The 24,648-nt window shown below is 69.9% G+C and carries 19 protein-coding genes and 2 pseudogenes; 5 read left to right on the top strand and 16 right to left on the bottom strand.

Annotated features, from left to right (window positions below; translation table 11 throughout):
* Window positions 1-130: 130 nt before the first annotated feature.
* From AB0M16_RS20425 to AB0M16_RS20410, 4 genes and pseudogenes are all read right to left on the bottom strand, one after another.
* Window positions 131-1,321 carry a Gfo/Idh/MocA family oxidoreductase gene (locus AB0M16_RS20425; RefSeq protein ID WP_365344757.1) on the bottom strand — a complete coding sequence of 397 codons (1,191 nt, stop codon included), beginning with the start codon at window positions 1,319-1,321 and terminating at the stop codon, window positions 131-133.
* Window positions 1,318-2,979, bottom strand: a complete 1,662-nt coding sequence (locus AB0M16_RS20420; protein WP_365344755.1) for a hypothetical protein — start codon at window positions 2,977-2,979, stop codon at window positions 1,318-1,320. Before AB0M16_RS20420 ends, AB0M16_RS20425 begins: the two co-directional genes overlap by 4 nt.
* Before the next feature lie 86 nt (window positions 2,980-3,065).
* Window positions 3,066-4,004 carry a carbohydrate ABC transporter permease gene (locus AB0M16_RS20415; protein WP_365344753.1) on the bottom strand — a complete coding sequence of 313 codons (939 nt, stop codon included), beginning with the start codon at window positions 4,002-4,004 and terminating at the stop codon, window positions 3,066-3,068.
* Window positions 4,001-4,906: pseudogene (locus tag AB0M16_RS20410) on the bottom strand (ABC transporter permease subunit); the annotation flags it as partial. The pseudogene AB0M16_RS20410 and the gene AB0M16_RS20415, both read right to left, overlap by 4 nt.
* 636 nt (window positions 4,907-5,542) lie before the next feature.
* Here AB0M16_RS20410 and AB0M16_RS20405 point away from each other — a divergent pair.
* Both AB0M16_RS20405 and AB0M16_RS20400 read left to right on the top strand, forming a co-directional pair.
* Entirely contained in the window at window positions 5,543-6,697 is a 1,155-nt protein-coding gene (locus AB0M16_RS20405) for an ROK family transcriptional regulator (RefSeq protein WP_365344751.1), read from the top strand.
* Window positions 6,698-7,131: 434 nt separating this feature from the next.
* Window positions 7,132-7,284 (top strand): hypothetical protein, encoded by a 153-nt coding sequence (locus AB0M16_RS20400; RefSeq protein WP_365344749.1) that lies wholly within the window; start codon window positions 7,132-7,134, stop codon window positions 7,282-7,284.
* A gap of 70 nt (window positions 7,285-7,354) precedes the next feature.
* Here AB0M16_RS20400 and AB0M16_RS20395 read toward each other — a convergent pair whose 3' ends face one another.
* The 4 genes from AB0M16_RS20395 to polX all read right to left on the bottom strand — a co-directional run bounded on the left by AB0M16_RS20395 (window position 7,355) and on the right by polX (window position 14,605).
* Window positions 7,355-7,822: a hypothetical protein gene (locus tag AB0M16_RS20395; RefSeq protein WP_365344747.1), complete on the bottom strand. Its 468-nt coding sequence runs from the start codon at window positions 7,820-7,822 to the stop codon at window positions 7,355-7,357.
* 168 nt (window positions 7,823-7,990) lie between these two features.
* The gene (locus AB0M16_RS20390; RefSeq protein ID WP_365344745.1) at window positions 7,991-10,420 is read right to left on the bottom strand and encodes a tetratricopeptide repeat protein; all 2,430 of its coding nucleotides are present in this window, start codon (window positions 10,418-10,420) and stop codon (window positions 7,991-7,993) included.
* Window positions 10,421-10,598: 178 nt separating this feature from the next.
* The gene (locus tag AB0M16_RS20385) at window positions 10,599-12,500 is read right to left on the bottom strand and encodes an FHA domain-containing protein (RefSeq protein ID WP_365344742.1); all 1,902 of its coding nucleotides are present in this window, start codon (window positions 12,498-12,500) and stop codon (window positions 10,599-10,601) included.
* Window positions 12,501-12,862: 362 nt separating this feature from the next.
* Window positions 12,863-14,605, bottom strand: coding sequence for a DNA polymerase/3'-5' exonuclease PolX (gene polX / locus AB0M16_RS20380; protein ID WP_365344740.1), 1,743 nt, complete (start codon window positions 14,603-14,605; stop codon window positions 12,863-12,865).
* A 551-nt stretch (window positions 14,606-15,156) separates the two neighbouring features.
* On the opposite strand from polX, the gene AB0M16_RS20375 reads away from it, so the two are divergent.
* Complete coding sequence (locus AB0M16_RS20375; RefSeq protein WP_365344737.1) at window positions 15,157-15,579, top strand: RidA family protein; 423 nt, start codon at window positions 15,157-15,159, stop codon at window positions 15,577-15,579.
* A gap of 15 nt (window positions 15,580-15,594) precedes the next feature.
* On the opposite strand, the pseudogene AB0M16_RS20370 reads toward AB0M16_RS20375, so the two are convergent.
* The 4 genes and pseudogenes from AB0M16_RS20370 to AB0M16_RS20355 form a co-directional block, all read right to left on the bottom strand.
* Window positions 15,595-15,801, bottom strand: a pseudogene (locus AB0M16_RS20370) (IS5/IS1182 family transposase); the annotation flags it as partial.
* 120 nt (window positions 15,802-15,921) lie between these two features.
* A complete protein-coding gene (locus AB0M16_RS20365) occupies window positions 15,922-16,419 on the bottom strand; it encodes a YfbM family protein (protein ID WP_365344735.1) in 498 nt (165 codons plus the stop codon).
* A 123-nt stretch (window positions 16,420-16,542) separates the two neighbouring features.
* Window positions 16,543-18,108, bottom strand: coding sequence for a protein kinase (locus AB0M16_RS20360; protein WP_365344733.1), 1,566 nt, complete (start codon window positions 18,106-18,108; stop codon window positions 16,543-16,545).
* A 298-nt stretch (window positions 18,109-18,406) separates the two neighbouring features.
* Window positions 18,407-18,727 (bottom strand): nuclear transport factor 2 family protein, encoded by a 321-nt coding sequence (locus AB0M16_RS20355; RefSeq protein ID WP_365344731.1) that lies wholly within the window; start codon window positions 18,725-18,727, stop codon window positions 18,407-18,409.
* A 400-nt stretch (window positions 18,728-19,127) separates the two neighbouring features.
* Here AB0M16_RS20355 and AB0M16_RS20350 point away from each other — a divergent pair, with 400 nt between their 5' ends.
* On the top strand, window positions 19,128-20,183 hold the full coding sequence (locus tag AB0M16_RS20350) for a helix-turn-helix domain-containing protein (protein WP_365344729.1): 1,056 nt from the start codon (window positions 19,128-19,130) through the stop codon (window positions 20,181-20,183).
* 129 nt (window positions 20,184-20,312) lie between these two features.
* Window positions 20,313-20,672, top strand: coding sequence for a hypothetical protein (locus tag AB0M16_RS20345; RefSeq protein WP_365344727.1), 360 nt, complete (start codon window positions 20,313-20,315; stop codon window positions 20,670-20,672).
* A gap of 368 nt (window positions 20,673-21,040) precedes the next feature.
* On the opposite strand, the gene AB0M16_RS20340 is transcribed toward AB0M16_RS20345, so the two are convergent.
* The 4 genes from AB0M16_RS20340 to AB0M16_RS20325 form a co-directional block, all read right to left on the bottom strand.
* A complete protein-coding gene (locus AB0M16_RS20340; protein ID WP_365344725.1) occupies window positions 21,041-21,859 on the bottom strand; it encodes an isocitrate lyase/phosphoenolpyruvate mutase family protein in 819 nt (272 codons plus the stop codon).
* Between the two features lie 239 nt (window positions 21,860-22,098).
* Window positions 22,099-23,283, bottom strand: a complete 1,185-nt coding sequence (locus tag AB0M16_RS20335; protein WP_365344723.1) for a GyrI-like domain-containing protein — start codon at window positions 23,281-23,283, stop codon at window positions 22,099-22,101.
* Window positions 23,284-23,396: 113 nt separating this feature from the next.
* On the bottom strand, window positions 23,397-24,005 hold the full coding sequence (locus tag AB0M16_RS20330) for a class F sortase (protein ID WP_365344797.1): 609 nt from the start codon (window positions 24,003-24,005) through the stop codon (window positions 23,397-23,399).
* A gap of 233 nt (window positions 24,006-24,238) precedes the next feature.
* On the bottom strand, window positions 24,239-24,648 hold a 410-nt coding region (locus tag AB0M16_RS20325), incomplete at its 5' end, for a hypothetical protein (RefSeq protein ID WP_365344722.1).

Genomic DNA, 24,648 nt, shown 5'->3' with positions numbered 1-24,648 from the left:
CCCGGCCCTGCTGCGTGCGAGGGCCGGGGCGGTGCTGCGGTTGGGCGGCGCGGAGGGTTCTGCCGCGCCGGTTCGGCTGCCGCTGTCCTGCGGCGGGGCGGTGCCGGGGCTGGTCGGGACGCTTGTCCGTCTAGGCCGGGGCAGTCGTCCGCCGCTGGCCGTCGGTGAAGTAGGCGACCAGGTCGGGGTCCAGGGGTGGCACCTCGTGGGCCGTGCCGTTCTCGCGTAGCGAGCGGGTCGCCATGACCCCGGCAGCCACGCTCATGCGGGCGGCGACGGGCGAGGTGTCCGTGGCTCCGCCGGCGCGGGCGAAGCGGCAGAACTCGTCGATGACGCGTTCGTCGGCGCCGCCGTGTCCGCCCTGCGCGTCCGGCACCTTGTGGACGGCGTCGGCGTCGGCGCGGTAGTCGGTCGGCCCGGTGTTCCAGACCCGGACTTCGTCGCCGGGCCGGTCACCGAAGTTCTCCAGCCTGCCCTCGGTTCCGATGACCGTGTAGTTCCGCCAGTAGTCGGGGCTGAAGTGGCACTGCTGGTAGGCCGCGACCACACCGTTGTCCAGTCGCATGTTCATGACGGAGACGTCTTCGACGTCCACGATGTGGTGCAGGTTCCTGCGCGCGCCCGGGGGCCACTCGAACTGGCGCAGCCAGCCCTCCGGGCGTGGTGTGCCGGGTTCGCGACGCGGGAGGTCGCCGTAGACCATGAGGTCTCCCAGGGCGTTGACGCGCTGGGTGTATCCGCCGGCCAGCCAGTGGATCACGTCGATGTCGTGGGCCGCCTTCTGCAGAAGCAGTCCGGTGGTGCGGCGGCGGTCGGCGTGCCAGTCCTTGAAGTAGTAGTCACCTCCGTACGAGACGAAGTGCCGTACCCACACGGTCTTCGGCTCACCGATGTCACCGCGCGCGATGATGTCGCGCATCAGCCGGACGACGCCCATGTGCCGCATGTTGTGCCCGACGTAGAGGCGGCTACCGGTCTCGTACGCGGTGCGCAGGATGGTGTCGCACTGCTCGACGGTGATGCCCAGGGGCTTTTCCACGTAGGTCGCCCGGCCGGCTTCCAGGGCGTCGCGGGCGATGGCCTCGTGCGTGTCGTCGGGGGTGGCGACGATGACGGCGTCGACGGTGTCGTCGGCGAGGAGTGCACGGTGGTCGCCGAAGGCCGTCGCGCCGGGGAAGCGCTCGGGGACCCCGCTCCGGACCGCCGGGTCGGTGTCGGCGACCGCTGCGACGACCGAGCCCCGGCCCGGACGATGGGCGGCGTCGGCGAGGTTGCGCCGGAGTCCGAGGCCGATGACGCCGATGCGCAGGTCGTCGGTCACTTGGAACCCCCCTTGGCGAGGGCCTTCTCGAACTCGCGACGCGTCGCGTCGCCCGCCGCTCGCCGCCAGGCGGGAAGGATCTCCTTCTTGAAGGAGGAGAGCGGCTTGCGGCCGGCCACGAGGTCCGTGAGGGCGCTGTAGAAGTCGCCGGACGCGGAGGCGCCCTTGTTCGAGTTGGTGTCGGAGAAGAGGCCCGTGGTCGGATTGACGCGGGCGATCTTCATCAGTTCGACCTCGGTCCGGTGGATGGAGCTGGTGATCTCCGGCTTGCCGGGCAGGTAGAGGGTCTGCGGGGCGTTTCCGAAGAAGGTGATGGCCTGCCGGGTGGTGAGCACCTCGGCGTTGCCCTTGGTGTTGAGCGTGACGTCGCCGTCCTTGGAGCGGGTGTGGTGGGTGCCCTCCAGGCCGTAGTCGAGGAAGAGGCGCTCCTCGGAGCCGAAGGGCGCGCAGAGGTAGTTCATGATCTGAAGCAGCGTCTCGATGCGCTCCTTGGGCACCTTGTTGCTGATGGCGGTGAACCCGACCGATCCGTAGCCGAAGTTGAAGCTCGGCTTGACGCCCGGTTCGGCGGCGAAGGGGACGATGATCTTTGCCGGCCAGTCGTACATGGCGCTGTCGTTGAGGAACCCGGGGAAGGACTGGACGTGGGCGCCGAGGAAACCACCCTCCAGCTTCTCCAGGGTGGTGGCGAGGTTGGGGTCCGGCCAGAAGAGCTGCGCCTGCTGACACTTGAGCGCGAACTCGAGACCGGCGAAGAACTCGTCCGTCTCGAACGCGTGGGTGAGCTTGCCGCCGTCCAGCCGCCAGCCGTTGGGGGCTCCGTGCCACAGTGCGAACTGGTTGAGGTGGTTGACGTAGGCGGGCTCCAGCACGTACTTCTTGCGCTTGGTGTCGAGCAGCTCCTTGCCCTTGTCGAGGAAGTCCTGGGCGCTGTCGAACCGCGCTCCGCCGACGGGCTTCCAGAAGTCCTCGTTGACCACGTAGACCTGGCCCATGCGGCCGTACGGGACGGCGACGCCCCAGATCCTGCCGTTGAAGACGGCGGTCCGCCAGGCGAAGTCGGGGATGTTGGCCAGGTTGGGGTACTTCTTGACGGCGTCTCCCCCCAGGTACGGCGTCAGGTCGTGGAACTTGGCGCCGAGGAGCGCGGGTACGTTCTTCAGGCCCTGGTTCGGGGGGAACCACATCAGGTCGTGCAGGTCTCCGCCGGCGACGGTCGCGTTGAACTTCGCGCGGTAGACGTCCTCGGCACCGAGGCCGTTGACGATGGTCATGCGCAGTTCCGAACCGATCCGCTTGTTGAGCTCCTGCCAGTAGGCGTTGCGGTTCATCGCCGGCGCCGCGGTGGTGAACGTCTCCGTCAGGACGGTGACCGGCTTGCCGTCCCCGGGCATCGCGGAGACGCTGCGGGTGGGGTCCTTGGGGTAGCGCAGGTACGCGGGGTCCAGGCCCTGGCCGTTGCCGGGAAGGTCCGGCGCGGCGACCTTCGCCGGAACGTACGTCGGCAGCTTGACCCTGGCCGAGGCCTCCGCGCCGCCACCACCGGACGTTCCTGTTCCGGTGCTGCAGGCGGCGAGAGCACCACCACCCGCGACGGTCAGGCCGGCGACGCCGGCCGCGCCGAGGAATCCACGACGGTTGAGGTTTCTGGAGGACATTGCTCTCCTTCGGCGAGAACGGGAGGGGCGCGAGACCAGGGGCGGTGGGGAGGCGGAGGGCGTGGACGGTCGCTGGGCCACGGGGCTCAGGCTTTGATCGCGCCGGTGAGGACGCCCTTGGCGAAGTACTTCTGCAGGAAGGGGTAGACGGCGATGATCGGCAGGACGGCGAGGACGAGCACGGCCATCGACAGCGAGGTGCTGGCCGGGAGCACGCTGACGCCCATCGCCTTGGCGTTGAACGTGTCGCCCTGGAGGACGTACGAGCGCAGGACGACCTGCAGCGGCAGCTTGTCCGGGTCGTTGATGTAGAGCATCGCGTTGAAGAAGCTGTTCCAGTAGGTGACCGCGTAGAACATGCCGACGACGGCGATCACCGCTTTGGACAGCGGGAGCACGATCCTCAGCAGGACCTTCAGCTCGCCGGCGCCGTCGAGGCGCGCGGCCTCGTGCAGCTCTTCCGGGATGCCTTGGAAGAAGGCCCGCACCACGATGACGTTGAAGGCGTTGAGCATGATGGGCACGACCATCGCGCCGTAGGTGTCGAGCAGCCCGAGTTCCTGCGCCACCAGGTAGTTGGGGATGATGCCCGGTGTGAAGAGGAAGGTGCCCACCACGATGAGGAGCAGTGGCTTCCCTGCGAGGGTCCCGGGCCGTGAGAGTCCGTAGGCGAGGCAGATCGTGCACAGCAGGCTCAGTGCGGTGCCGACGAGGGTGATGCCGATGCTGACCAGCGCGGCCCTGGTGACGACGCCACCGGAGAGCACCACCCGGTAGGCCTCCAGGGTCGGATGCGCGGGGATGAGGACGTAGCCGCCGTTGGCCGCCAGTTCGGCCTTGGTCGACAGACTGGTGCCGATGGCGAGCAGGAACGGGTAGCCGACCGCGACGACCATCGCGAGGACGACCAGCAGTTTGAGCCCCTGGCCCGTCCGGCTGGGCTGTTCCATCCACGCGGGGCGCTCGCTCGGGCGGCGGTCGCGTCGGGCCCTGCCGAGAACCGTCGAAAGCGGGACCATGCTCATCGGTAGACCCCCTGCTCGCCGAGGCGGTGAGCGAGCTTGTTCGCGAGGACGATCAGGATGAATCCGATGACGCCCTTCATGAGACCGGCGGCGGTGGACATCCCCCAGTCGCCGTCGACGACGCCGTGGAAGTAGACGTAGGTGTCGAGCACTTCCGCCGCTTCCACGCCGACCGCGTCGCGCTGGAGCAGCATCTGCTCGAAGCCGACGGAGAGGATGTCGCCGAGCCGCAGGATCAGCAGCATGATCATCACGGGGCGGATGCCGGGCAGGGTGATGTGCCACATGCGACGTAGCCGGCCGGCGCCGTCCATGGCCGCTGATTCGTAGAGCGAGTTGTCGATGGAGGCCATCGCGGCGAGGAAGATGATCGCCCCCCAGCCGGCGTCCTTCCAGACGGCCTGGGAGGTGAGCAGCAGGATGAACGTGTCGGGGTTGTTCATGATGTTGCCGACGGAGACGCCGTTGTCGTTGAGCAGGCTCGTCACCGTGCCCGCGCCGCCGAAGACCTGCTGGAACATGCCCACGACCACGACCCAGGACAGGAAGTGCGGCAGGTAGACCACGGTCTGCATGAACCGACGGGTCCTGCTGCTGATCAGGGAGTTGAGGAAGAGCGCGAGGGCGATGGGCGCCGGGAAGTACAGGAACAGTTGGACGACGCTGATCTCCAGTGTGTTCCACACGGCGGACCAGAACTCGGGCTGCTCCAGGAGTGCGGTGAAGTTCTTCCAGCCGACGAACGGGCTCTGCTGGAAGCCCAGATAGGTCTGGTAGTCCTGGAAGGCGATGACGTTGCCCGCCAGAGGGAGGTAGAAGAACACCGCGAAGTACAGGACGCCGGGCACGCACAGGAGCAGCAGTACCCGGTCACGCTTGAGGCGTTCACGGAGGGGCCGTCTGGCGGCGAGCCCGCGTCCCGTCGCCCTCGCCGGCGCGCGCGGGCGGGTGCGCCGATCGCGCGGTGGATCGTGTGGGGGCGTGTCCGGACGGGGCGTGGCGGATGCGGCGGCCGACACGTTCACCTCCTGTGGTGAGTGGTGGCGGGCGGAACCACGGCGAACGACCGGGGTGCGGTCGGGTGCACGGCTCGTGGCGGCACGTGGATGTGTTCTGCGCCCGGGCGGTTCCCGGCCTCGGGCGCGGTCGTCGTACTCGTCGCAGGTGTCGTCGTACTCATCACAGGTGTTGCTGCCTCAGCCAGTCAGAGAACGGGTTGCCCGATTCGCCGGGTGCTCGCGGGCCGGCACGGGAGCCGAGGCGTCACCGTGACGCCTCCGGGCTTCGTGCGGATGAGGCAGGAGTCAACCGGTCGGCCCACGCGGCGGTCAAGACCTATATGCAAAGAGTTTTGCTAAGTGGCCCGGGAGGGCCACGGTGACTCGCCTCGCCGGGAGGTGACTGCCGCATGCTCCGATTGCGCCAGCATCCCTGCACAGCCGCGCGTTCGGGGCCTCAGGCCGGATCACGGAGGCCCAGCCGCGACGACATCCGAAGCGCTAGGTTTTTTCGTGAACTTTCGTAAGTAGGATGCGAGCATGAACCATCACGGCGGTGACGCCTCCCTCCTGCGACGGCTGAACTCCGCCGCCGTACTGCGCGTCCTGCGCCACCGCGAAGCGGCCACGCTGACCGAGTTGGCCCAGCTCGTGCAGGTTTCCCGGCCCACCGTTGAGACGATCATGGAAGAGCTGCTGGAGCAGGGGTGGGCCGAGGAATGCGGCCAGGAGCGCGGACTGCGCGGCCGCCCCGCCAAGCGCTACCGCTTCCGCGCCTCGGCGGGACGGGTCCTCGGGCTGAGCGTGGGCGCCTACCGGCTGCAGGCGGTCGGGGCCGACCTGAGCGGTCAGGTCGTCCAGTCCGGCAAGGCGGCGATCTTCCCCGACATGACCGTGGGCGAGCGTCTCGACGCGATCGAGCGCTTCGTCGCCGAGTGCTCCGAGGAGATGGGACAGCACCCCATGGCCGTAGGGGTGGGGACCACCGGGGTCGTCGACGGGACGGGCCGGGTGGTGAAGAGCTCCGTGCTGACCGGGTGGTCGGGCCTCGGGCTCCAGGACGAGCTGTCGCAGCGCATTTCGGCGCCCGTGGTGGTCGAGAACGACGTGCGGCTCGCCGTCCTTGCCGAGCAGTGGCGCGGCGCCGCCGTCGAGCGCATGGACGTGCTCTACCTCTTCGCGGGAAACCGCATGTCGCTGGGCATGCTGATCGGGGGGAAGCCGTACCGCGGGGCCCACTCGGCCTCGGGCGAGATCGCGGAACACGCCACCGGCCTGTGGCAGGTCTTCGGCCCGGTCATGGACTTCGCGATGTCGGTCGAACCGGGAGAGCTGCGCTCGCCGGCGCAGGCCGCGGAGTTCGCCTTCACCCAGGCCTCGGCCGGCGACCAGCGGGCCGCGGAGGCGGTGACGGAACTCGCGGTGGGGCTGGCGGAGGGCCTGGTGACGGTGGTGGCCCCCTTCGATCCGGAGATGGTCATCATCGGAGGCTCACTGGCGAGCGGGGGCGCCCTGCTGGTCGAGCCCATCCAGGAGCACCTGAACCGGACGTGCCTCTATCCGCCCGAGGTCGTGGCGTCCGGCCTCGGCAGCGACTCCGTCGCGATCGGCGCGGCGAGGTTCGCACTGGAGCACACGGAATCCGACATCGCTTTGGGTAAGAGGACCGACCCGGCCCTTCCACACTCCCTATAGCCTGTCCCCTTGCTCCCGATCTCCCCGGGGAGCGCCTCTCTGGGGGCATGAAGCGATCCCACTCCCCCGGGTCACCTCATGGCAATAAACCTGGAAACTTTCGTAAAGTGCGCTGCCTCTGCTGCCGCAGGGAAGTCCGCCATGCCGTCCTGCGTGGCCCTGACCGGCTCGGCGCACACCGCCGGCTCGGCCGTCGCCGTGCGCGCGCGTCCTCGCCGGCGGCGAGCACCGTGGGCAGGTCTTCGTCGACGGGTGCCCCACGGGCGCGCCCCGCTGACCGGAACCCAGCGACGCGTACCCCCGCTGCCACCTATCACCGGTCGTGCGTCACGGACGGCCGGGCCTGGTGGCCGACCCGAGTGGGCTGACCGGTCGGGGGCCGTGCTCGATCACCGCCGGGTCGCCATCCAGAGGGTCACGGCCGCGGTAACGATGTGGCCACGCACTCGGCGGTCATCGTGCTGGAGGAGTCGCGGGCAGGCGCCTTCCTCGCCGCGGAGCGGAGCCACCTCGCCCGGCAGTTCCCTGACGGTCAGTTGGACGAGGCGTACATGACGTCCGTGTCGGTCGCGCTCCGTGGACTCTGACCGCGCTCGACCACGCCAGGACCGCCGGCCGGTCTCGTACTCGCCGAGCCGGCATCCCCGGCCGTCGCGGTCAGCCCCGCGTCGGCGGCAGCCCGCCGCCGTCACCTTCGACCGCAGGGGGCAGCGCCGGGGACGGGGAGAGTGTGAACGTCAGCCCGGAGAAGTCCCGGCCCTGCAGCACCGGCCCGTACAGAGAGCCTCCGCTGATGTGGTTGTGGACGTCGCCTTCTCCGCTGCGCACCCGATGCGCCTGTCGGTGCCAGGTCTCCAGACCGGCACCGAATTCGGGGTCCACGGCCGCCCGGACCGCCAGGGCCGTGCTCAATGCCTGCGCCCGCTCCGGATCGTCCGGGTCCTGTGCCAGCAGGTCCAGCTCCGCGACGCCGGGGCTGACCACGGGCTCCGGCGGGTCCGCGCGGTCTCCACGCCCGAACGGACGCCGCACCAGCGCCCCCAGTCCTGCCCATGCCTGCCGCCCCAGCTCACCGCCGGCCCCGCCGGCGAGCGCTGCCAGCAGCCCCACTGCTATCGGATCCATCCTCATCACCCTCCACCATCCGTGGTCGCCTTCCCGGAACGGGCTGACGAACGTGGAACACCCGTGGCCGCCGACGGCCCGGACCGAAGGCCGGCGGTCCTCGCGTTTCTGCCCTCTGCCTCTTCCCGCGCACGGGATCGTCGACTCCGCTCCTCGTGACTCCGGGTTTCACGCCTCGGCGCCCGGCGAGGGCGTGATCGCGCTCAGTGCGGTGCGCGTGGCGACCGTCTGGGGGTGATCCGCTCCCAAGGTCCGGGTGCGGCGGGCGAGGACCCGCACCAGCTCCGCCGCCGCCTCCGCGGTCCTGCCCGAGGCGGCGACGGTCTCGGCGTGGGTGTGGCGGGTGGCCAGGGTGTAGGAGTGGTCGTCACCGAGCACCTCCCGCTGGACGGCGAGGACCCGGGCCGTCTCCGACTCGGCCTCCTCGTTGTGGCCTTGGGCGAAGACGGCCCGGGCGAGCTCGTGGCGGGTGGCGAGGGTGTAGTAGTGGCGTTCGCCGAAGATCCTTCGCTGGTCGAACAGGACGGCGCGCAGTTCGCGTTCGGCCTCCGCGGGCCGGCCCTGGGCGAGGAGGGCCAGGGCGAGGTTGTGGCGGGTGGTGGTCACCAGGGGGTGGTCCGGGCCGAGCACGCGCCGTCGGTCCCGAAGCAGGGCGTCGAACTCTTCCGTCGCCTTCTCCGCCTCGCCCCGCGCCAGCAGCACCCGGGCGCGATGGTGACGTGTGGTCAGCGTGGCCGGGTCGTCGGCGCGCGCGTCCGGGCCGGCGAGCACCGTGTCGAACTCGGCGAGCGACTCGGCGTAGGCACCTTGCGCGAAGAGCACCCGGGCCAGCCGGTGCCGCGTCCTGAGCGTGACGGGATGCCATGCGCCGAGCGACTCCACCCGCGCCTGCAGAACGAGCTCGAATTCTGCCCGGGCCTCGGTCCGCCGGGCGAGGGAGTTCAGGACCGCGCCGAGGTCGTGCCTGGCGGCCAGGGTGGCCGGGTGCCGCTCCCCGGAGGTGCGGCGGCGGACCTCCACCACCTCGCGCAGTTCCTCCTCGGCCTCGCGCAGCCGACCCATCGTCCGCAGCGTGGCGGCGCGGGCGTGGGCAGCCGCCTGGACGACCGGGTGTTCGCGTTCCCAGCGTCGCTCCGCGGAGCCGCGGACGAACTCGATGTCCGCGTGGGCCTGCTGGAACAGACCGTTGTCGCGGTGGTGCACGGCCGCCCCGAGCGCGGCGGTGAGGGCACGTTCGACGACGGTGTCGTCGGCATCCGCGTCGACGGCGCGCCGCGCCAGGTGGAGGGCGTGCGCCGCGAGCACGTTCCAGTCCGGCTGCCGCGGGACCTCGTGGGGGTCGGCGGCGGGGTCGGCTCCGGCCGCGCGGCTCAGGAGCCGGACGGCCAGGGGGAGCAGGGAGCGGTCGGCGTTGAAGGCGCGGACCAGCGGGTGGAGGTACAGCAGGTGCGGGGCGTCGCCTTCCGGCGCCGGCAGGTCGAGCAGCCCGAAGTCGGCCGTCGACCGCAGATGGCTCCACAGGCCCGGGCCGTCGAGGCCGGAGAAACCGTCCTCGACCGACAGCATCGGCGGGTGCAGCAGGTGGACGTACGGTATGGGCGCGTCCGCGAAGGCGGAGAGCAGGCCGAGCAGGCCGCGGGCCCGGGTCAGGCCCCGCCGGTCCAACAGGTCGAGGGAGAGTTCCCAGGTGCTCGCGATCGACCCGTCGGGGTCGAGCAGTTCCGGCCTGGCTTCCAGGGTCTCCCGGTACGCCGAGAATGCGGTGGGCACCGTGGCGTCGCGGAAGGCGTCGGGCACGGCCGTCGCCTCCGCGAGGTACCGTCCCGCGGTGCGCAGGGCGAGGGGAAGCCCGCCCAGCCGCCGGGCCAGTACGACGGCGTCCGCGGGCCCACCGGAGCGGGTGCCCGCGTGGTCCAGCAGCACCCGTGCCGCGTCCTCTTCCCCGAGGACACCCAGTCGGTGCGGGGTCGATGCCGTGCCCCAGGTACGGCGGGCGGCGTCGCGGCTGGTGACGATGACGTGCCCGTACGGGGCGAGATGGGGCCGGACCCATCCCGTGCCGTCCGCCAGCCGGCCATGGCCGTCCAGTACGGCGGGATCGTCGGCGTTGTCCACGACGAGCAGCCAGGGCTCTTCGAGGTGCGTCAGTCGGTCCCAGAGGCCGTCCGCGGGGTCTCCGGTGCCGTGGTCGAGGGAAGCGCCCAGCCGCCGGGCGACGGCCAGTAGCCCGGCCTCCAGGGAGGACCGGTGCCGGGCGTCGATCCACCAGCGGCGGAACGGGACCTGGTGGGCCACTTCGAGTGCGAGGGCGGTCTTCCCGCACCCGCCGGGCCCGCACAGGACGTGGACCGTCCCGTCGGACGGCCCGGAGAGCAGCCGGGTCAGCCGGTCGATCTCCTCGTGCCGGCCGCGCAAGGGCCGCGCGGGGTCCCGCAGCCCGAACGGCGGCGCGGTGCTCACCACGGGGGCGGGGGGCAGGACCGGGCCGTCGGGGTTCTCGAAGTGGACGGTGACGTCACCGCCGGCCTGGACCACCGGCATGCGGAACGTTCCACCGTAGATGCCGTTCCGGCGCTCCGCCGATCCGTCGGACCTCATGCCGCGCCCCCTTCCCCGTGTCCCTCCCACGGCCTCCCGGCGCCGCTCCCCCTGCCCTTCCCGGGGCCTTCCCGCGCCGCTCCCCCTGCCCTTCCCCCGCCCTTCCCGCGGTCCGGTGCGTCGGGGGCAGTAGACACCCTGGGGGCGGCTCCGTCGAGGAGTTGGCGGGATTCCGCGATCATGTCGCGGCGGGGGCCTTCGTGGGGGCGGCCGTGGCCCGCGGGTCCTGCTGGTAGAAGATGTCGATGTCCACCTCTTCGCCCCCGACGATCAGGGTGTCCCACGCTCCGCTCTCCAACAGGGTGCGCAGGGTGGCGGAGTCGAGTGTTTCCATGTGGTTCCGGAGGGTCGGGTCGTCGGGCATGCCGGGGACGCGTGACGCCAACCGGTCACGGATTCCCCGGAGCCTTTCCATGAGGGCGTCGATGCAGGCGTCCCGTTCCAGGTCGCCCTTCCCCTGGGAGTCCTCGATGCTCTGTGCGATCTTCTCCTTGATGGCGCGGCTGACGCCGTTCTCGTCGGTGGTGATCATCGTGTTCCAGGCCCGGCTCTTGTGCCGGTACTGGAGCATGGACATGGCCGCCTCATGGCGCGCGAAGTCGGCGTCCCGGAACACCCGGCCGGTCCATGCGCCGTTGAGGGACCGGGCCAGCGAGATGGCGGAGCCCAGACCGCTGTTGAGCCCGCGTCCGGGCCAGAAGTGGATGGCGTTGGCGGCATCGCCGAGCAGGAACCCGTAGGTCCCGGGCGTGGTCGGCGTGGCCGGGCGCAGCCGTGTGGTGAACCTGGGCCGCTGGACCATGTCGAGCCGGAAGGCCGTGACGGCGCGCAGGTCGCTCTCGGCGACACCGAACAGCGCCAGCCCTTGCAGCACCCGCTTCCACAGAGCCGAGCCCCTGACCATGGCGGGGAGGAACAGCGTGCTGTGCGTCGGACACTGGAAGTCGCCGTGGTCGTCCCGTCCCATGACGCACGGGCGTGAGGCGATGCATTCCTCGAACACGTGCCGGACCGGATCGATGCCGATCACTTCTGCGGCCTCGGCATCGGTGAGTCGCATGTTCAGAAACCCCTCGCCGCGAAGGGCGTTCAGGAGGAAGCGGTTCTGGGCCACGGTCAGCAGGACCGTCATGGGGTCCGTCAGATTCGACTTGACGCGCAGGCCCAGGACGACGTCCTGAACGTGCTCACCGTGCAGCGAGTAGATGGACTTGTCGGCGTTTCCGAACTTGTCGGTGAAATACTCCCGCGTTCGGGAGCGACCTCCCTCGCAGACGGCGAGCACATGGTCCTTGCCCTCGGCCTGGTGGTACTCGGCCGGATCGAACACCTCGGGAACAAGTCGGATCCGGTCCGCCTTTTCGTTGGCCAATTCGAGGAGGGTGTCCTCGATGTAGGCGATACGGAGGTTCCTCGGTTTGTAGCCGCGCAGCGAATCGGGGCCCACCGGCCACATTTCGGAGTACGCGTCGCCGCGAAACAGACGTCCCTGCACTTCTTCGGGGAGGTTCAGGTACTGGCGGCTCTGCACGGTGACGACCTGCTGCCGTCTGACGTTTCCCTGCCCCTCGCTCTTCCAGACGACCTTCGTCCCCTCCTGGACCCACCGTCCGTCGTACACGGTGATGGCCACACGGGGCCCCATGAGATGTTCGAGGAGCAGAGCGAAGCTCAGGCCGACCGGACCACCGCCGGACACCGTGACCCGCAGCACGGGCCCTGCCGCCAGGGTCGCCTTGGAGGGAGTGAGCGGCCCCAGTACGGAGAGGTCGAGGATGGTCTCCATCGCGTCGGCCGCTTCGAAGCGGAACGTCTCGGTTCCTATCTCGATGAGATCTCCGGGCTGCAGTTCGTGCGACGTCACACGCGTCCCGTTGACCCTCGTCCCATTACTGCTGCCACTGTCGTACAACACGAATCCGTGGCGTTCCCGACGCACCTCGGCGTGGAAGCGCGATACGTTCCCCACCGTGATCACCACACTGTTGTCGTTGCTGCGGCCCAGGGTTACCGGTGTGGCGCCGATCGGGAACTGCTGTCCTGTCAGAGAGCCTTGATGGCCGACGAGCCGAGGAGGCATGGGTCACCCAATTCCATGAGTCACGGATCCGATGACGAAATGCGCGACCGGCCACCGGACAACAGCACCCCCTGTGTCACACACCGCGAGTCGACCGGAACGCAGAGCAATACTATTCCGGCCGCAAGGCGGATGAGAAGCACGCGAACCGATTGATCATCACACCGTGACCATGACGTAAAGATGTCACAGCGGAAGTCCGATCGGGACTGCTGAGTCGGACGTGAAGAATGCGGCAGGGGTGGCTCCATGCGCTGTCGCACGCGGGGCAGGGGCGGACTGCTGAGAGCGCCTTCATCCCAGGAATATCACCGTCGACCGCCATGGAACGACGAACTTCGCACATCCCAAGCGTCTCGGCTTCAGGCACCCTTCTCGCGCAGGCCCCTCTTGCCCACGAACCGGCGCAGCCTCGTCAGCGGCCAGGCATTGATGACGTCGTCCTTCGTCAGCCAGCCGCGCTGGGCCGTGGCCACGCCGTAGCGCAGGTAGGACAGATGCGTGGTGGCGTGCGCGTCCGAGTTCACGGCGAACTTCACGCCGTACCGCTTCGCGCGCAGGATGTCCTCGTCGCACAGGTCGAGACGCTCGGGATGCGCGTTGACCTCCAGAGCGGTGCCCGTGCGCGCGCAGGCCTCGAAGACGGCGTCGAAGTCGGCGTCGATGCCCGGGCGTTTGCCGATCCGGCGGGTCGTGGGGTGGCCGATGACGGCGACGTACGGGTTCTCGCAGGCGCGGATGAGGCGGCGGGTGAGCTCCCGCCTGCTCTGGTTGAAGTGGGAGTGGACCGAGGCCACACAGATGTCGAAGTCCGCGAGGAACTCGTCGGGCCAGTCCAGGGAGCCGTCCGGGCCGATGTTGAGTTCCGTGCCGTGCAGCAGCCGCATCTTGTGGTGCGTGCCGTCCAGTGCGCGTACGCGCTCGCGCTGGGCGAGCATCTTCTCGTCGGTCATGCGCTGCATGTACAGGTTCGGGGCGTGGTCGGTGACGGCGTAGTAGGCGTATCCGCGTGCGGCGGCAGCACCGATCATGTCCTCCAGGGAGGCCAGGCCGTCGGTCAGGTCGGTGTGGGTGTGCAGATCGCCGCGGATGTCCTTCTCCGTGAGGAGCGTGGGGAGTTCACCGCGCAGGCCGGCCGCGATCTCGCCGCGGTCCTCGCGCAGCGTCGGCGGGATCCAGGGCAGTCCGAGCCTGGCGTAGATCGCTTCTTCCGCTTCGGAGGCGAGGTTGTCGCCGCTCTCGGCGTCGAAGAGTCCGTACTCGGACAGCTTGAGGCCCTGGCGCACCGCGAGTTCGCGCGTGCGGATGTTGTGCGCCTTGGAGCCGGTGAAGTACTGCAGTCCCGCGCCCCAGGAGGCCGGCGGGAGGACCCGCAGGTCCACCTGGAGGCCCGTGACGGTCCGTACGGAGGTCTTCTTCTCCCCGTGCGCGATGACCTCGGCCGTGAGCGGAAGGGCGACGAGGGCATCCATGAACGGGGCGGACCGGCGCGCCGCCACGAGGATGTCGAGGTCGCCGATGGTCTCCTTCATACGGCGCAGGGACCCCGCGTACGCGCACCGGACGCAGCCTCGGACGTCCGACAGCTCGCCGACGAGCTGCTCGGCCATGTCCATGGCGGCGCTGACGAGGATCCGGCCCTCGCCCGCCTTCTGCAGGACGGCGATGCCGTGCAGGATGTTCTCCTCGGTCCGTTCCCCGAAGCCCTTGAGGTCGCGCAGCCGTTCCTGGTGGACGGCGTCGATCAGCTGGTCGACGGTGGTGACGCCCAGCTCCTCGTAGAGGACCATGGCCTTGCGAGGGCCCAGACCGGGAATCGCGATCAGCTCGCGCACTCCGGCCGGCACGGACGTCCGGGCCTCGTCGACGACGGACATCCGGCCGGTCCGCAGGTACTCCAGGATCTTGTCGGCGACGGACCTGCCGACGTTCGGGATCTCGAGCAGCCCTTTCGCGTCCAGTCCCGAGATGTCCTGCGGGTAGCCCCCGACGGCACGCGCGGCCTTCTCGTAGGAGCGCGCCCTGAATGCCTCCCCGCCCCGAATCGCGATGAGGTCGGCGTACTCCTGGAGCAGCGCCTCGACCTCGTCGTTGGCTCGTGCCATACCTCCAGGGTCCCTCGCGTGTGCCGGGCGGGCACGCCGACGCGGTGGAGGCGGGGGCAGCAGGCGGGCGGCGAGACGGTGACCGCCCTCGGGGGCCGGTCACCGGAGGCGGGCGCCGCCCTCGGGGGCGGTCACCGGAGGCGGGCGGCATGTGATCATGGGGCGCGACGAGAGCGTCGAGCAGCGTCCGAAGACGCAGCACCAGCCCGCGTCGATCCACAGCACGTCCCAGCCTGCCCAGCACCGCCGTCAACCGAGCCCGCCCCTGTTTGATGCGCAAGGGCCTGTTCGATGAGCGCACCGCGTTCCCGGCGGCGCAGGCCCCGGCACTGGCGGTGGCGTAGGTGATCCCGCGTCCCTCGTCGTCGGCGTAGTCGTCCACTCATCACACCGGCGCCCGGAAGAGCCCACTGCAGCGCCCATTTTGTGCGCACACAGAACACGGGGACGGCGCTACGGGACAAGCATCGTTCGTGCGAACCCGTAACTTCTGCGTACAAGGGGCCTGCCTGCGACCGACGGCCCCGCGCACCGCATCGAGGGAGTGAGCCATGGGTTCTCAGGTGAAGACGTTCGGGTTCGGCATGCCGTGGGAGTCGTTGTACGGGTACAGCCAGGCCACCCAGGTCGGTGACACGGTCTATGTGTCGGGGCAGCTGTCTCATGACCGTCACGGCGACTTCGTGGGCGCCGGTGACTTCGAACTGCAGGTCCGCACCACGCTGGAGAACCTGGACCTGGTACTGAGGCAGTTCGGGGCCGAGCGTGGCCAGATAGTGGAGACCACGGTTCTGGTGAGGAACCTGCGGGAGAACTTCGACACGACAGCACGCCTCCACGCGGAGTACTTCGGGGAGCACCGGCCGGCCAGCACGGTCATGGGCGTTTCCGACTTGGCACTGCCGGACCAGCTCGTGGAGATCGGCGCGCTCGTGCGTCTCGATGTGAAGGCACAGGGGAGGAGGTCGGCCTGATTCCTTCGGCCTCTTTCATCTTGGATAGTTGCAGGTCAGCAGCGTATGGACAGCTTGCACGATGGTGCCGATGCGGCGGGTGGAGCATCTGGCTCGTCGGAGCAGCCGTCAGGCTTTCCACTGGGCGAAGGCGAAGGCGCGTTCGCCGGGGGCTCTCAGCCGGGCGTGGTCGCGGTTGAACTGCTGCTGATGCTGCGGCTGTTCGCGGTGGCGGTGGTACGGCGCGGACACGATCGTGACCTGCCGGACGACGCTGACATCGACCGTAACCAGACCGGACACCTGCCGCACCGGCAGAGCCCCTCGGGCGTGTCTTCACCCCCGACGCTGGCCCTTGGTGGATCAGTCGATCCACATCAGCATCGCGTGACCGGCGGATGCGGCGCCCCGGAAGAACTCCGTCAGCAGGGTGAAGAGGTCGCCGGCCCACTCCAGTGAGGCGGGCGAGTCCCAGATCTGGGGGTAGATCTCGGCCTTGGTGAGGTCGGAGGGGTGGACACCCTGAATGAGCTGGTCGTACGACGTGCGGTGCAGCGTTTCAGCGGCCAGCTGTACCCGCTCTGGTGTCAGGTACCGCGGCGGTCCGTAACCCCAGTCGTCGGTGCCGAGGGACTCCTCGCCGTGGACGATGTCGACGGGGAAGCCCGAGCGTTGCAGGAGGAACCCGAGCAGGTGCCATGTCTGGTGGGTGGTGAAGTGCCGCGCCTCGGCCGGTGCAGGTTCCTCCTCCGCCCGCGCATCCTGAGTCTCCTCGACGAGGTCCCACGCCCACTCGGGATCCTCCAGGGCCCGGTCCAGTTCGGCAGGCGTGACACGCAGGTACTCCCCGTTCATGCTCATGGCGACAGCATACGGAGCGTGACCGACAGTCCGGCTCGGGCTCGGACTGCGGCAAGACGGTACGCGTCGGTGCCGGGCCCTGGACGGACGTCCCCACTGGTTCGTGCTCGGCGGCCTTTCGGCTCAGGCCCTCACGATCCGCAAGACCGACGCGATCAGCAGGGCGGGTGAGAGGGCCGCCCCGATGATGATCACCGGCATGGCCACCCACAGGAGCGGGTGGTCGCCGGCCTCGTAGGGCATGTCCTCCTGCACGATCATGAACCACACCAGGTGCAGGGCCGTGCCGGCCATCAGGGCGATCCAGTACAGGCCGATGCCGGCCGACCACAGCCGGACCCTGACGGGCGGGACGGTCATCAGCCGCTTCCGGTAGACGTGGAGCCAGGCCATCGCGCCGAAGAGCAGGAGCGTCACGGGGAAGCGCCACCAGTCGTTCATGGCCCACTCGTGCGCACCGCTCGGCTGCTCTGATTCGGACGGGTACTGCGCGGCCCGGTCCAGCAGGTCGAACCCTCCGATGAGCAGAGCGACGACCGGGATCAGGAAGAAGAGCCCGTAGAGCGGTCTGCCGAGACCCGTGGTCAGGGCCTTGACGGCGATCTCGCGCCGCGAGGACGCGGTGGACGAGGCGGCGCGAGCACGGGCCGGGCCGAACGGTGACCTGCCGGGAAGGAGCGCCGTGGGCTGCGGGGTGTGCGGGGGAGGCGCGGTGGTGGCCACCGCGTCCGGTCCTGACACCGCCGCCGGCGCCGGCTGGTGAGCCGGCCCGGACGACGCCCGGTGCTCCGCTTCCCCCTCCAGCTCCTCCGCCTCCGCGTTGAGCAGTTCCTCCGCCTTCTGCGCGATGGCGGCCACCACGGGCGCCGGCAGCCAGGGGCCCGTGCCCGCCCGCTCCTCGGTCGCGGCGGCGAGCTCCGTGACCGTCGGGCGCTCGTCGGGCCGCTTGGCCATGCAGTGCCGGGCCAGGTCCCCGAGGCGACCCCCGACCCCGTCGAGATCCGGTTCGTGATGTACGAGCCGGTACAGCAGTTCGGCCACCGACCCGCCGCCGAACGGGCCGCGCCCGGTCGCCGCGAAGGCCAGCACCGCTCCCAGGCAGAACACGTCCGCCGCCGGCCCGACGGCCCGGCCCTCAGCCTGCTCCGGCGACATGTACCCGGGCGACCCCACCACCAGGCCGGTCCCGGTCAGCGCCGTCTCGTCGGCGGACCGGGCGATGCCGAAGTCGATGAGGAGCGGCCCCGACTGGGAGAGCAGCACGTTGGACGGTTTGACGTCCCGGTGCACCAGGCCCGCCTCGTGCACCCCCTCCAGCGCCTTCGCGAGTCCGGAGAACAGCCGCCACAGGGACTGCTGGGGCAGCGGGCCGTGGCCGATGACGGCGTCCGAGAGTGCGGGCCCCGGTACGTACGCCGTGGCGAGCCACGGCACCTCTGCCTCCAGGTCGGCGTCCAGGACCGGCACGGTCCCCGCTCCCCGGAGCGACTGAGCGGCCCTGACCTCGCGAGCGAAACGCCGGCGGAAGCCGGGGTCGCCGGCGATCGTCCCGTGCACCACCTTGAGGGCGACCGTCCGGCCACCGGGCGACCGGCCGAGGTAGACGCGGCCCATGCCGCCCTCCCCCAAGCGGTACAACAGCCGGTACGCTCCCACCCGGCGCGGATCGGTCGCAGTCAACGGCTGCATGCCACACCCCCGTGAGACGCCATCCGGTCCCCACGCGCACGCCCGTCACGTGAGCGTGAGCCAGCATGGCACAGCGACCCGACCCCCGGCACGGAAGCGCGTGAACCGGCCCGTACAGGGCGGGACGCGGTGACTTGCCGCCGCGTGAGGCCCGACCGGGGCCCGTCGTCTCCCCCGAGGGCGACTTTCACGCGGGCGGGCGCCACGTCCAGGACGGCTCGTACGCGGGACGCCGGGGCGGATGCGCGAGGAGCCGCCCCGAAGGACGGCTCCCGGCTGCTGGCCCTCTCGCCCCCGGTCAGGCCTGACCGGTCTCGAAGCGGCTGATGCGGCCGTCGGAGACCGTGAACCGCCAAGCGGTGCGCATCTCTCCCCAGGTGTCGTTCCGGTAGTCGACGATGAGGGACCGGCCGTCGTCGGTCTGCTTCTCGACCGACATGTGGCCGCGGGAGGAGAAGATCTCGCGGTCCGCCCAGTCGGTCAGATCGCGGTCCGACCCGTCGTCGGACATGGTCGCGCCGGGAGTCAGAGTGGCATGGAAGGCCTCCTGGTCACCGGAGTTGACGGCGGTGACGAAGGAGCGGACGGCGGGGTCGACGAGCTGGTCCGGCTTGATCATGGGGTCTCCCGGTCGTGGTCGTGGTGCACGTGCGACCAGAGAACACCGTCGAGAGGGTCCTCGGGCCGACCCTCACCCGTTCGCGCCTGGTGGCGTGTCAGGAAGGGACCGCAGTGCCTGTTTCCCTCCGGCTACGTGATCGCCGGCCACGCCTGTGGTCCGGCGCCGCCTGGGTGCCCTGCTGCGGGCGGAGTCGGCGGGGCGGCTCGTCGGCGGGGTGGCTCGTCGGCTCGTCGGCGGGGTGGCTCGTCGGCTCGTCGGCGGACACCGTGAGGGGCCCATCGCGCCTGCGCAGGCACATATCTGAATAATCGTTCGTGTGGCGGCGGGGGTGAATGCACGGCTGTGCGGCAACCGGTGAGGGACCGGATCGCTGTCACGTCGAGGCGTGGGAGTGCACATGGGATTGCTGGTGACGTCGGATGCCGTCGTGGAGCGTGAGGACACATTTGACTGGTTCTGCGAAACGGTGTCCAGCGACGTCATGCCCGTGACGCTCAGCTCCCGGAACACGGCAGACTTCCGGGCGGGCATCACGTACATGGATCTCGGCGTGGTGCGGCTGTCCGCCATGGCCTGCTCACCGGTGGTCTCGCGCCGTACCTCGAGTCATGTCCGCCGTGGCGACCCGGAGCACCTGCAGCTGGCGCTCATCACCCAGGGTGATTTCAGGATCTCCCAGCGCGGGACCGAATCGGTGATCACGGGGGGACTCGTGCTCACGGACACCTCGCGACCGAGTGAGGGGGAATGCGCAGGCGGGCAGATCGAGTCGGTGGTCCTGCAGATTCCCCGTCAGGCCCTGGCGTTGGGCTCGGACCGCGTGGACCGCCTGCTCGCGCAGAATCTGGCCGCGGATGCGGGGACGGGGGCGATCCTGGCCGACTTCCTCAAGTCGGTGCTCGCGCGCGGGCCCGACTGCCGCCTGGAGGAGCTGCGCGGGGTGGGGGCCGTCGCCCTCGACCTGGCCACCGCGTTTCTCGCACAGCAGCTCGGCGACCCGGGCCAGGCACCTGCCGAAGCCCGTGCGCAAGAAGCGCTGCAGCGGATCTACCGCTTCATCGAGCACAATCTCGGCGACCCGGACCTGACCCCTCGGATGATCGCCGATCGGCACAACATGTCCATGCGGCGTCTCTACGCCCTCTTCGGCGACCAGCCCCTGACCATCGCCGCGCGCATCCGCCAGAGCCGCCTTGAGCGTGCCCATGCCGACCTCGCCTCCGCGGAACTGAGCGGTCAGCCCGTTCAGACGATCGCCGCTCGCTGGGGCTTCTCCAGCGCCACAGGGTTCAGCCGGGCCTTCCGAGAAACGTACGGGATCTCCCCCACCGAACACCGCGCGGCTTCCCTGGTTCCCCCGCGGCACGCGATGCACAGGAACTCGGCACGGCACGCACACCAACGCGCGCCGCTCGGGCCTAGATTTTCCTCTGGAGACACCGCCCTGGCGTGAACGGATCCACGGGGGCGACGACAAGTCGGGCTCCTGGCACCCATGACGGCGACGGCCCTGCACAGCCGTCTCTCCCGGCCTCCTCGCGTCTCGCGAGGAGGCCTCCAAGATCCATCTCATGGGGGAAACATGCGCGTGCGTCAGAAGGTCGCCACCATCGCCGGAGCTGCCGCCCTGGCCTTTGCCGGAGTCCTCGGATCCGCCGGGCAGTCGCTGGCCGCGTCGAACGGCCAGCAGATCCATTTCCACGACACCAGCGGCAGCGTCTACTCCATTCGTATCCAGGGTTACAACCAGAACGGCGACGTGGCATCGGGATGCTTCAACACCCCGAGCCGGGACACCTGGGTGGGCGGCTGGTGGTGGAAGGGGGAGGTCACCGTCACCTTCTACAAGAGCAGTTCGTGCTCGTTCGCCACGTACTACGGAGAGACGAACGCCTGGGTGCCGACCTCGCAGAGCGGCGACTGGACGACCGTCTACTCCTGACCCGTCGCAGCACGCGGACGACCCTTTTGCTTCCTGTGGCACAGAACAGGGGGGTCCGTGCGGCCCGTTCCGTGAACCCTGCGTGCCGAAGGTCTGGGCCCTGAGTCCCGGAGGCACCTCCAGCCCACTGACCTCCGGGCTCCCTCCGTGGGAATGCGGCGCTCCCTGGCGGTGTCCGCCACGACTTGTCGTCGCTCTCAGGAGAAGGCCGTGTCTGGGGTACACGGCCTTCTCCGCAAGGGGGGAATGCCCAGGGACGTCGGCCGGGAGCCTGACCAGGGACGTGGGCGGGATCGGTGTCGAGCACCGTTGTCGCACCGAGGGCCGACGGGCTCGGAGCGTCGCCGCCTCGGCGTGCCGCGACCTGGTCAGCGCGGGCCGGGGAACAGGCCGTTGATTTCGGGGAAGGCGACGGCATCGGTGAGCGGGTGGTAGTCACCGGTGTCGTACAGCCGCTGTGCCGCCATGCGGGTGGCGGCGTACGCGGCCTGAGCGGCTCCCGCGCCGAGGCTGACCCGAGCCACGCCGAGGGTGCCCAGCGTGGCGACGTCCGGCGCCCCGGGGACGGCCATGATGTTGAGCGGCACGGAGATGCCCACGGCCAGTTCCGCGATGGTGGCGGCATCGGTGACACCGGGGACGAAGATGCCGTCGGCGCCCGCTTCCACGTACGCGCGCGCCCGCTCGACGGTGTCCTCCAGCCGGGTGGCGGGGTCACCGAGAGCGAACAGGTACGTGTCGATGCGGGCGTTGAGGAAGAGGGACGCGCCTGCTCGGTCGGCGGCCGCCCGGGCCACCGTCAGCCGCGCCGCGAGTTCGGCCGGCGGGCGGGTGCCGTCCTCGATGTTGACGCCCACGGCACCTGCTTCCAGCACTCGCTCCACGGTGTCGGCGACACCGGCGGCGTCCTGTGCGTACCCGCCCTCGATGTCGGCGGTGACCGGTACGTCGACGGCCGCGACGACGCGGCCGACCAGGTCCGTCACCTGGTCGGGAGACAGGGCCTCTCCGTCCGGGTGGCCGAGCGACCAGGAGACTCCGGCGCTGGTGGTGGCGATTGCGGGTGCTCCCGCGGCCTCGATGACACGGGCGCTCGCCACGTCCCACGCGTTGGCGAGCGCGAGGGGGCGGGCGGAGCTGTGGAGGGAGCGGAAGAGCAGGGCTTTGTCGGCGTGCGCGGTGACCATGCGGCCAGCCAACCAGTGCCTCTCGCCTCCTGTCCGGCAGGAATCCGACACCACGGTCAGCCCGCCCGCTCTCGCACGGCGGCCGACGGGGCTGTGCGACGCTTCGGCCGGCCCGCGTCGACGGCGCTTCCCGTCCGGCGCTGGTCTCCGGCCCCGGCGTCGCCGGCCTCCGACGCCGGCGTCGCTCGCCTTCGGCCCCGGCTCGTCATGCTCCTCGCCGTGCGTGGTGGCGGTCGCGGCTACCGGCCGAGGGGTACAACCGGCTGGCGCAGGACGGTCTTCAGCTTCTCGGGGGCGGTCCTGCGAGGGTCGCTGAGGTACACCTCGTGGTGCACGCCCGATTCCGTCAGGCCGTTGGCCTGGAGATAGGTGTGGTGGAGCTCGTGCAGCACGGGTGCCTCGTCGTCGTAGGAGCCGACGTGGAGTACTTGGGCGCTGGTGCCTTCGTGGAGTGTCAGGTGCCGCAGTCGGGAGATCGCCGGGTTCTTCTTCTTGGCGAGTGCGGACTGCTTGGCTTCCTCGATCATCTCCGTAGTGATCCAGGAGGGCATGGAGATGAGCATGGTCCAGTTCCAGGTGTCCTTGGCACGGGACGTGAACGCTTCGGGCCGTTCGGCCCACCACAGCCCTTCCAGCGGAGCGACGACGAAGTCGCGGTCCGCCGTCCGCTTGCTCGCGAACTTCAGGGCGTAGGCGACCGCGTAGAGAGCTTCGACCGCGCCGGTATAGGCGGGCGCGGTGTTCGGGTTGCCGGTGCCGTCGATGGCGATGAACTGCTGCTCCGGCACGTCCAGGACGGCCCACGAGGTGTTCTTGGGCGCGTAGAGCTCCTTGTGTTCCCGCTTGACGTCGTACGGCGCCATGGGTGTGCCCTTTCCCGGAGGTCGCGTATCGCCGAGTGATGCTCGGTGGCGGACCAGCCAGGCCTGTTCGGCCGACAGCTGGCTGAGGGTGTGGTCGAAGATCGCTTGCACGAACCCGGGTGCCTGGCCCTGCTGCGAGGCCGCCTGACGGATGTGCTCGATGCGCTCCGCGAGGGCACGAGAACGCCGGTCGAGGGCGGCGAGCAGGCGCTCGTGGTCGATGGCGGGCTGGTTGGCCAGCCCGACCAGCACGCGCGGGAAGACCGGGTGGAGGTCCGCGATCGCCTCCTCGGCTGCTGTCGCGCAAGCCAGTCGCCCCTCGGCGGTCGCGGCGTAGACCTTGCGCGCCTTGGCGCTCCCCGATCGCGAGGGCTCGGTCTGGGTGATCAGGCCCCGCTCCCGGAGCTTCGTCAGCAGGTAGTAGATCGAGCTGAACCCGATCTCCGTCCATTCGCGCATTCCTCGCTCGGCGATCACCGCCTCCAGCTCGTACCCGTGTCGCGGTTCTTCCACCAGCAGGCCGAGCAGCGTCAGCTCGGCAGCGGACAGGCCAGGGTTCATCCCCCTATTCTAGAACCAGAATAGGAGGGTTCGACAGACCGTCAGGCGCTCGGGGCGGCAGCGCTCCGCCCTGCGGCCGCGCGTCGCTTCGCGATGCCGACAGCTCGGCGGTGTCAGGCGGTCTCGTCCAGGTGCGCGAAGACGACGAGGTTCTCGGTGTAGTCCCGCACCTGACGGTCGTAGGCGCCGGCGCAGGTGATGAGTCGGGCGAGGGCCTTGGGGGTGTCGTCGTAGACGCGGCTGTCGGGGAAGTCGTCCTTGTCGAAGCTCTCCACGGAGTCGATGAGGAAGACGGCGGTGGTGCCGTCGACGCGGTCGACCTCGAAACGGTCACCGGGTGACAGTTCGGTGAGGCGGGCGAACACGGCCGGGGAGGTGGCGGTGTCGAGGTGGCCCGCGATGATCGCGGTGCCGCGCTGGCCGGGTGAGATTCCTCCGCTTTGCCAGCCGACCAGGTTCGTGTCGTGCGCCGGAGGCGGGTCCAGGGCACCGGAGGGGCCGATCTTCAAACCGATGAACGGCGCGTCCACACCGATCTTGGGAATCCGCAGACGGATCGGCGCCGAACGCGGCATCGCCAATTCGCCCGGCGAGGTCTTCTCCGGCCCGGCCGAGGACTTGGGGCGGTCGGGTTGCGGTGCGGCGGCCGGTGCCTGCTCCGTCGCGGACGGCGCGGAAGTCGCTGACGGCGTGACCGGTGAGGTCGCGTCCGGAGTGAACATCTTCGAGCCGAACGTGTAGAGCAGCACGGCCACTGCCAAGGCCCAGAACACGGCTCGGCCGACCCACCGTCTGGTGCGTCGGCGTGATCCCGTTCTGGCGGGGTCGGGTCGGGTCGTCACCGAAGGCACAACCTTTCGGATGCGGGCGGAATGCCTCAATGGGCCGGATGCGGGTCGCGGCCCTCGTGACGGCGACCCACATCCGGTACGGGTGAGCTAGGCGGCGCCGGCAGCTAGGCGGCGCCGGCAGCCTTCCTGCGTCGGACGAGGACGAACGCGGCCAGCCCGCCGGCCAGGACCAGCGCGCCGGTCACGTTCGTGCCGCCGCCCGCAAGGCCGCCGCCACCGGTGTGCATGCCGCCCTTCGGCTTCTCCGGCTTGTAGCCGTCCTGCTTCTCCTTGTCCTTCTCCTTCGACCAGTCCTTGTCCTTCGACCAGTCCTCGCCGTTGACCAGGGCAAGCCCGCCGGAGCCCGTGTGCATACCGCCGTGCGGCTTGTCCTTGCCCTTCTCCTTCGACCAGTCCTTGTCCTTCTCCTTCGACCAGTCCTTGTCCTTCTCCTTCGACCAGTCCTCACCGCCGACCAGGGCAAGCCCACCCGAGCCCGTGTGCATACCGCCGTGCGGCTTGTCCTTGCCCTTCT

The sequence above is a fragment of the Streptomyces sp. NPDC051921 genome, from assembly GCF_040680975.1.
In the GTDB taxonomy this organism is placed as follows: Bacteria; Actinomycetota; Actinomycetes; order Streptomycetales; family Streptomycetaceae; genus Streptomyces.
This window is presented reverse-complemented; position numbering and strand designations above follow the sequence as displayed.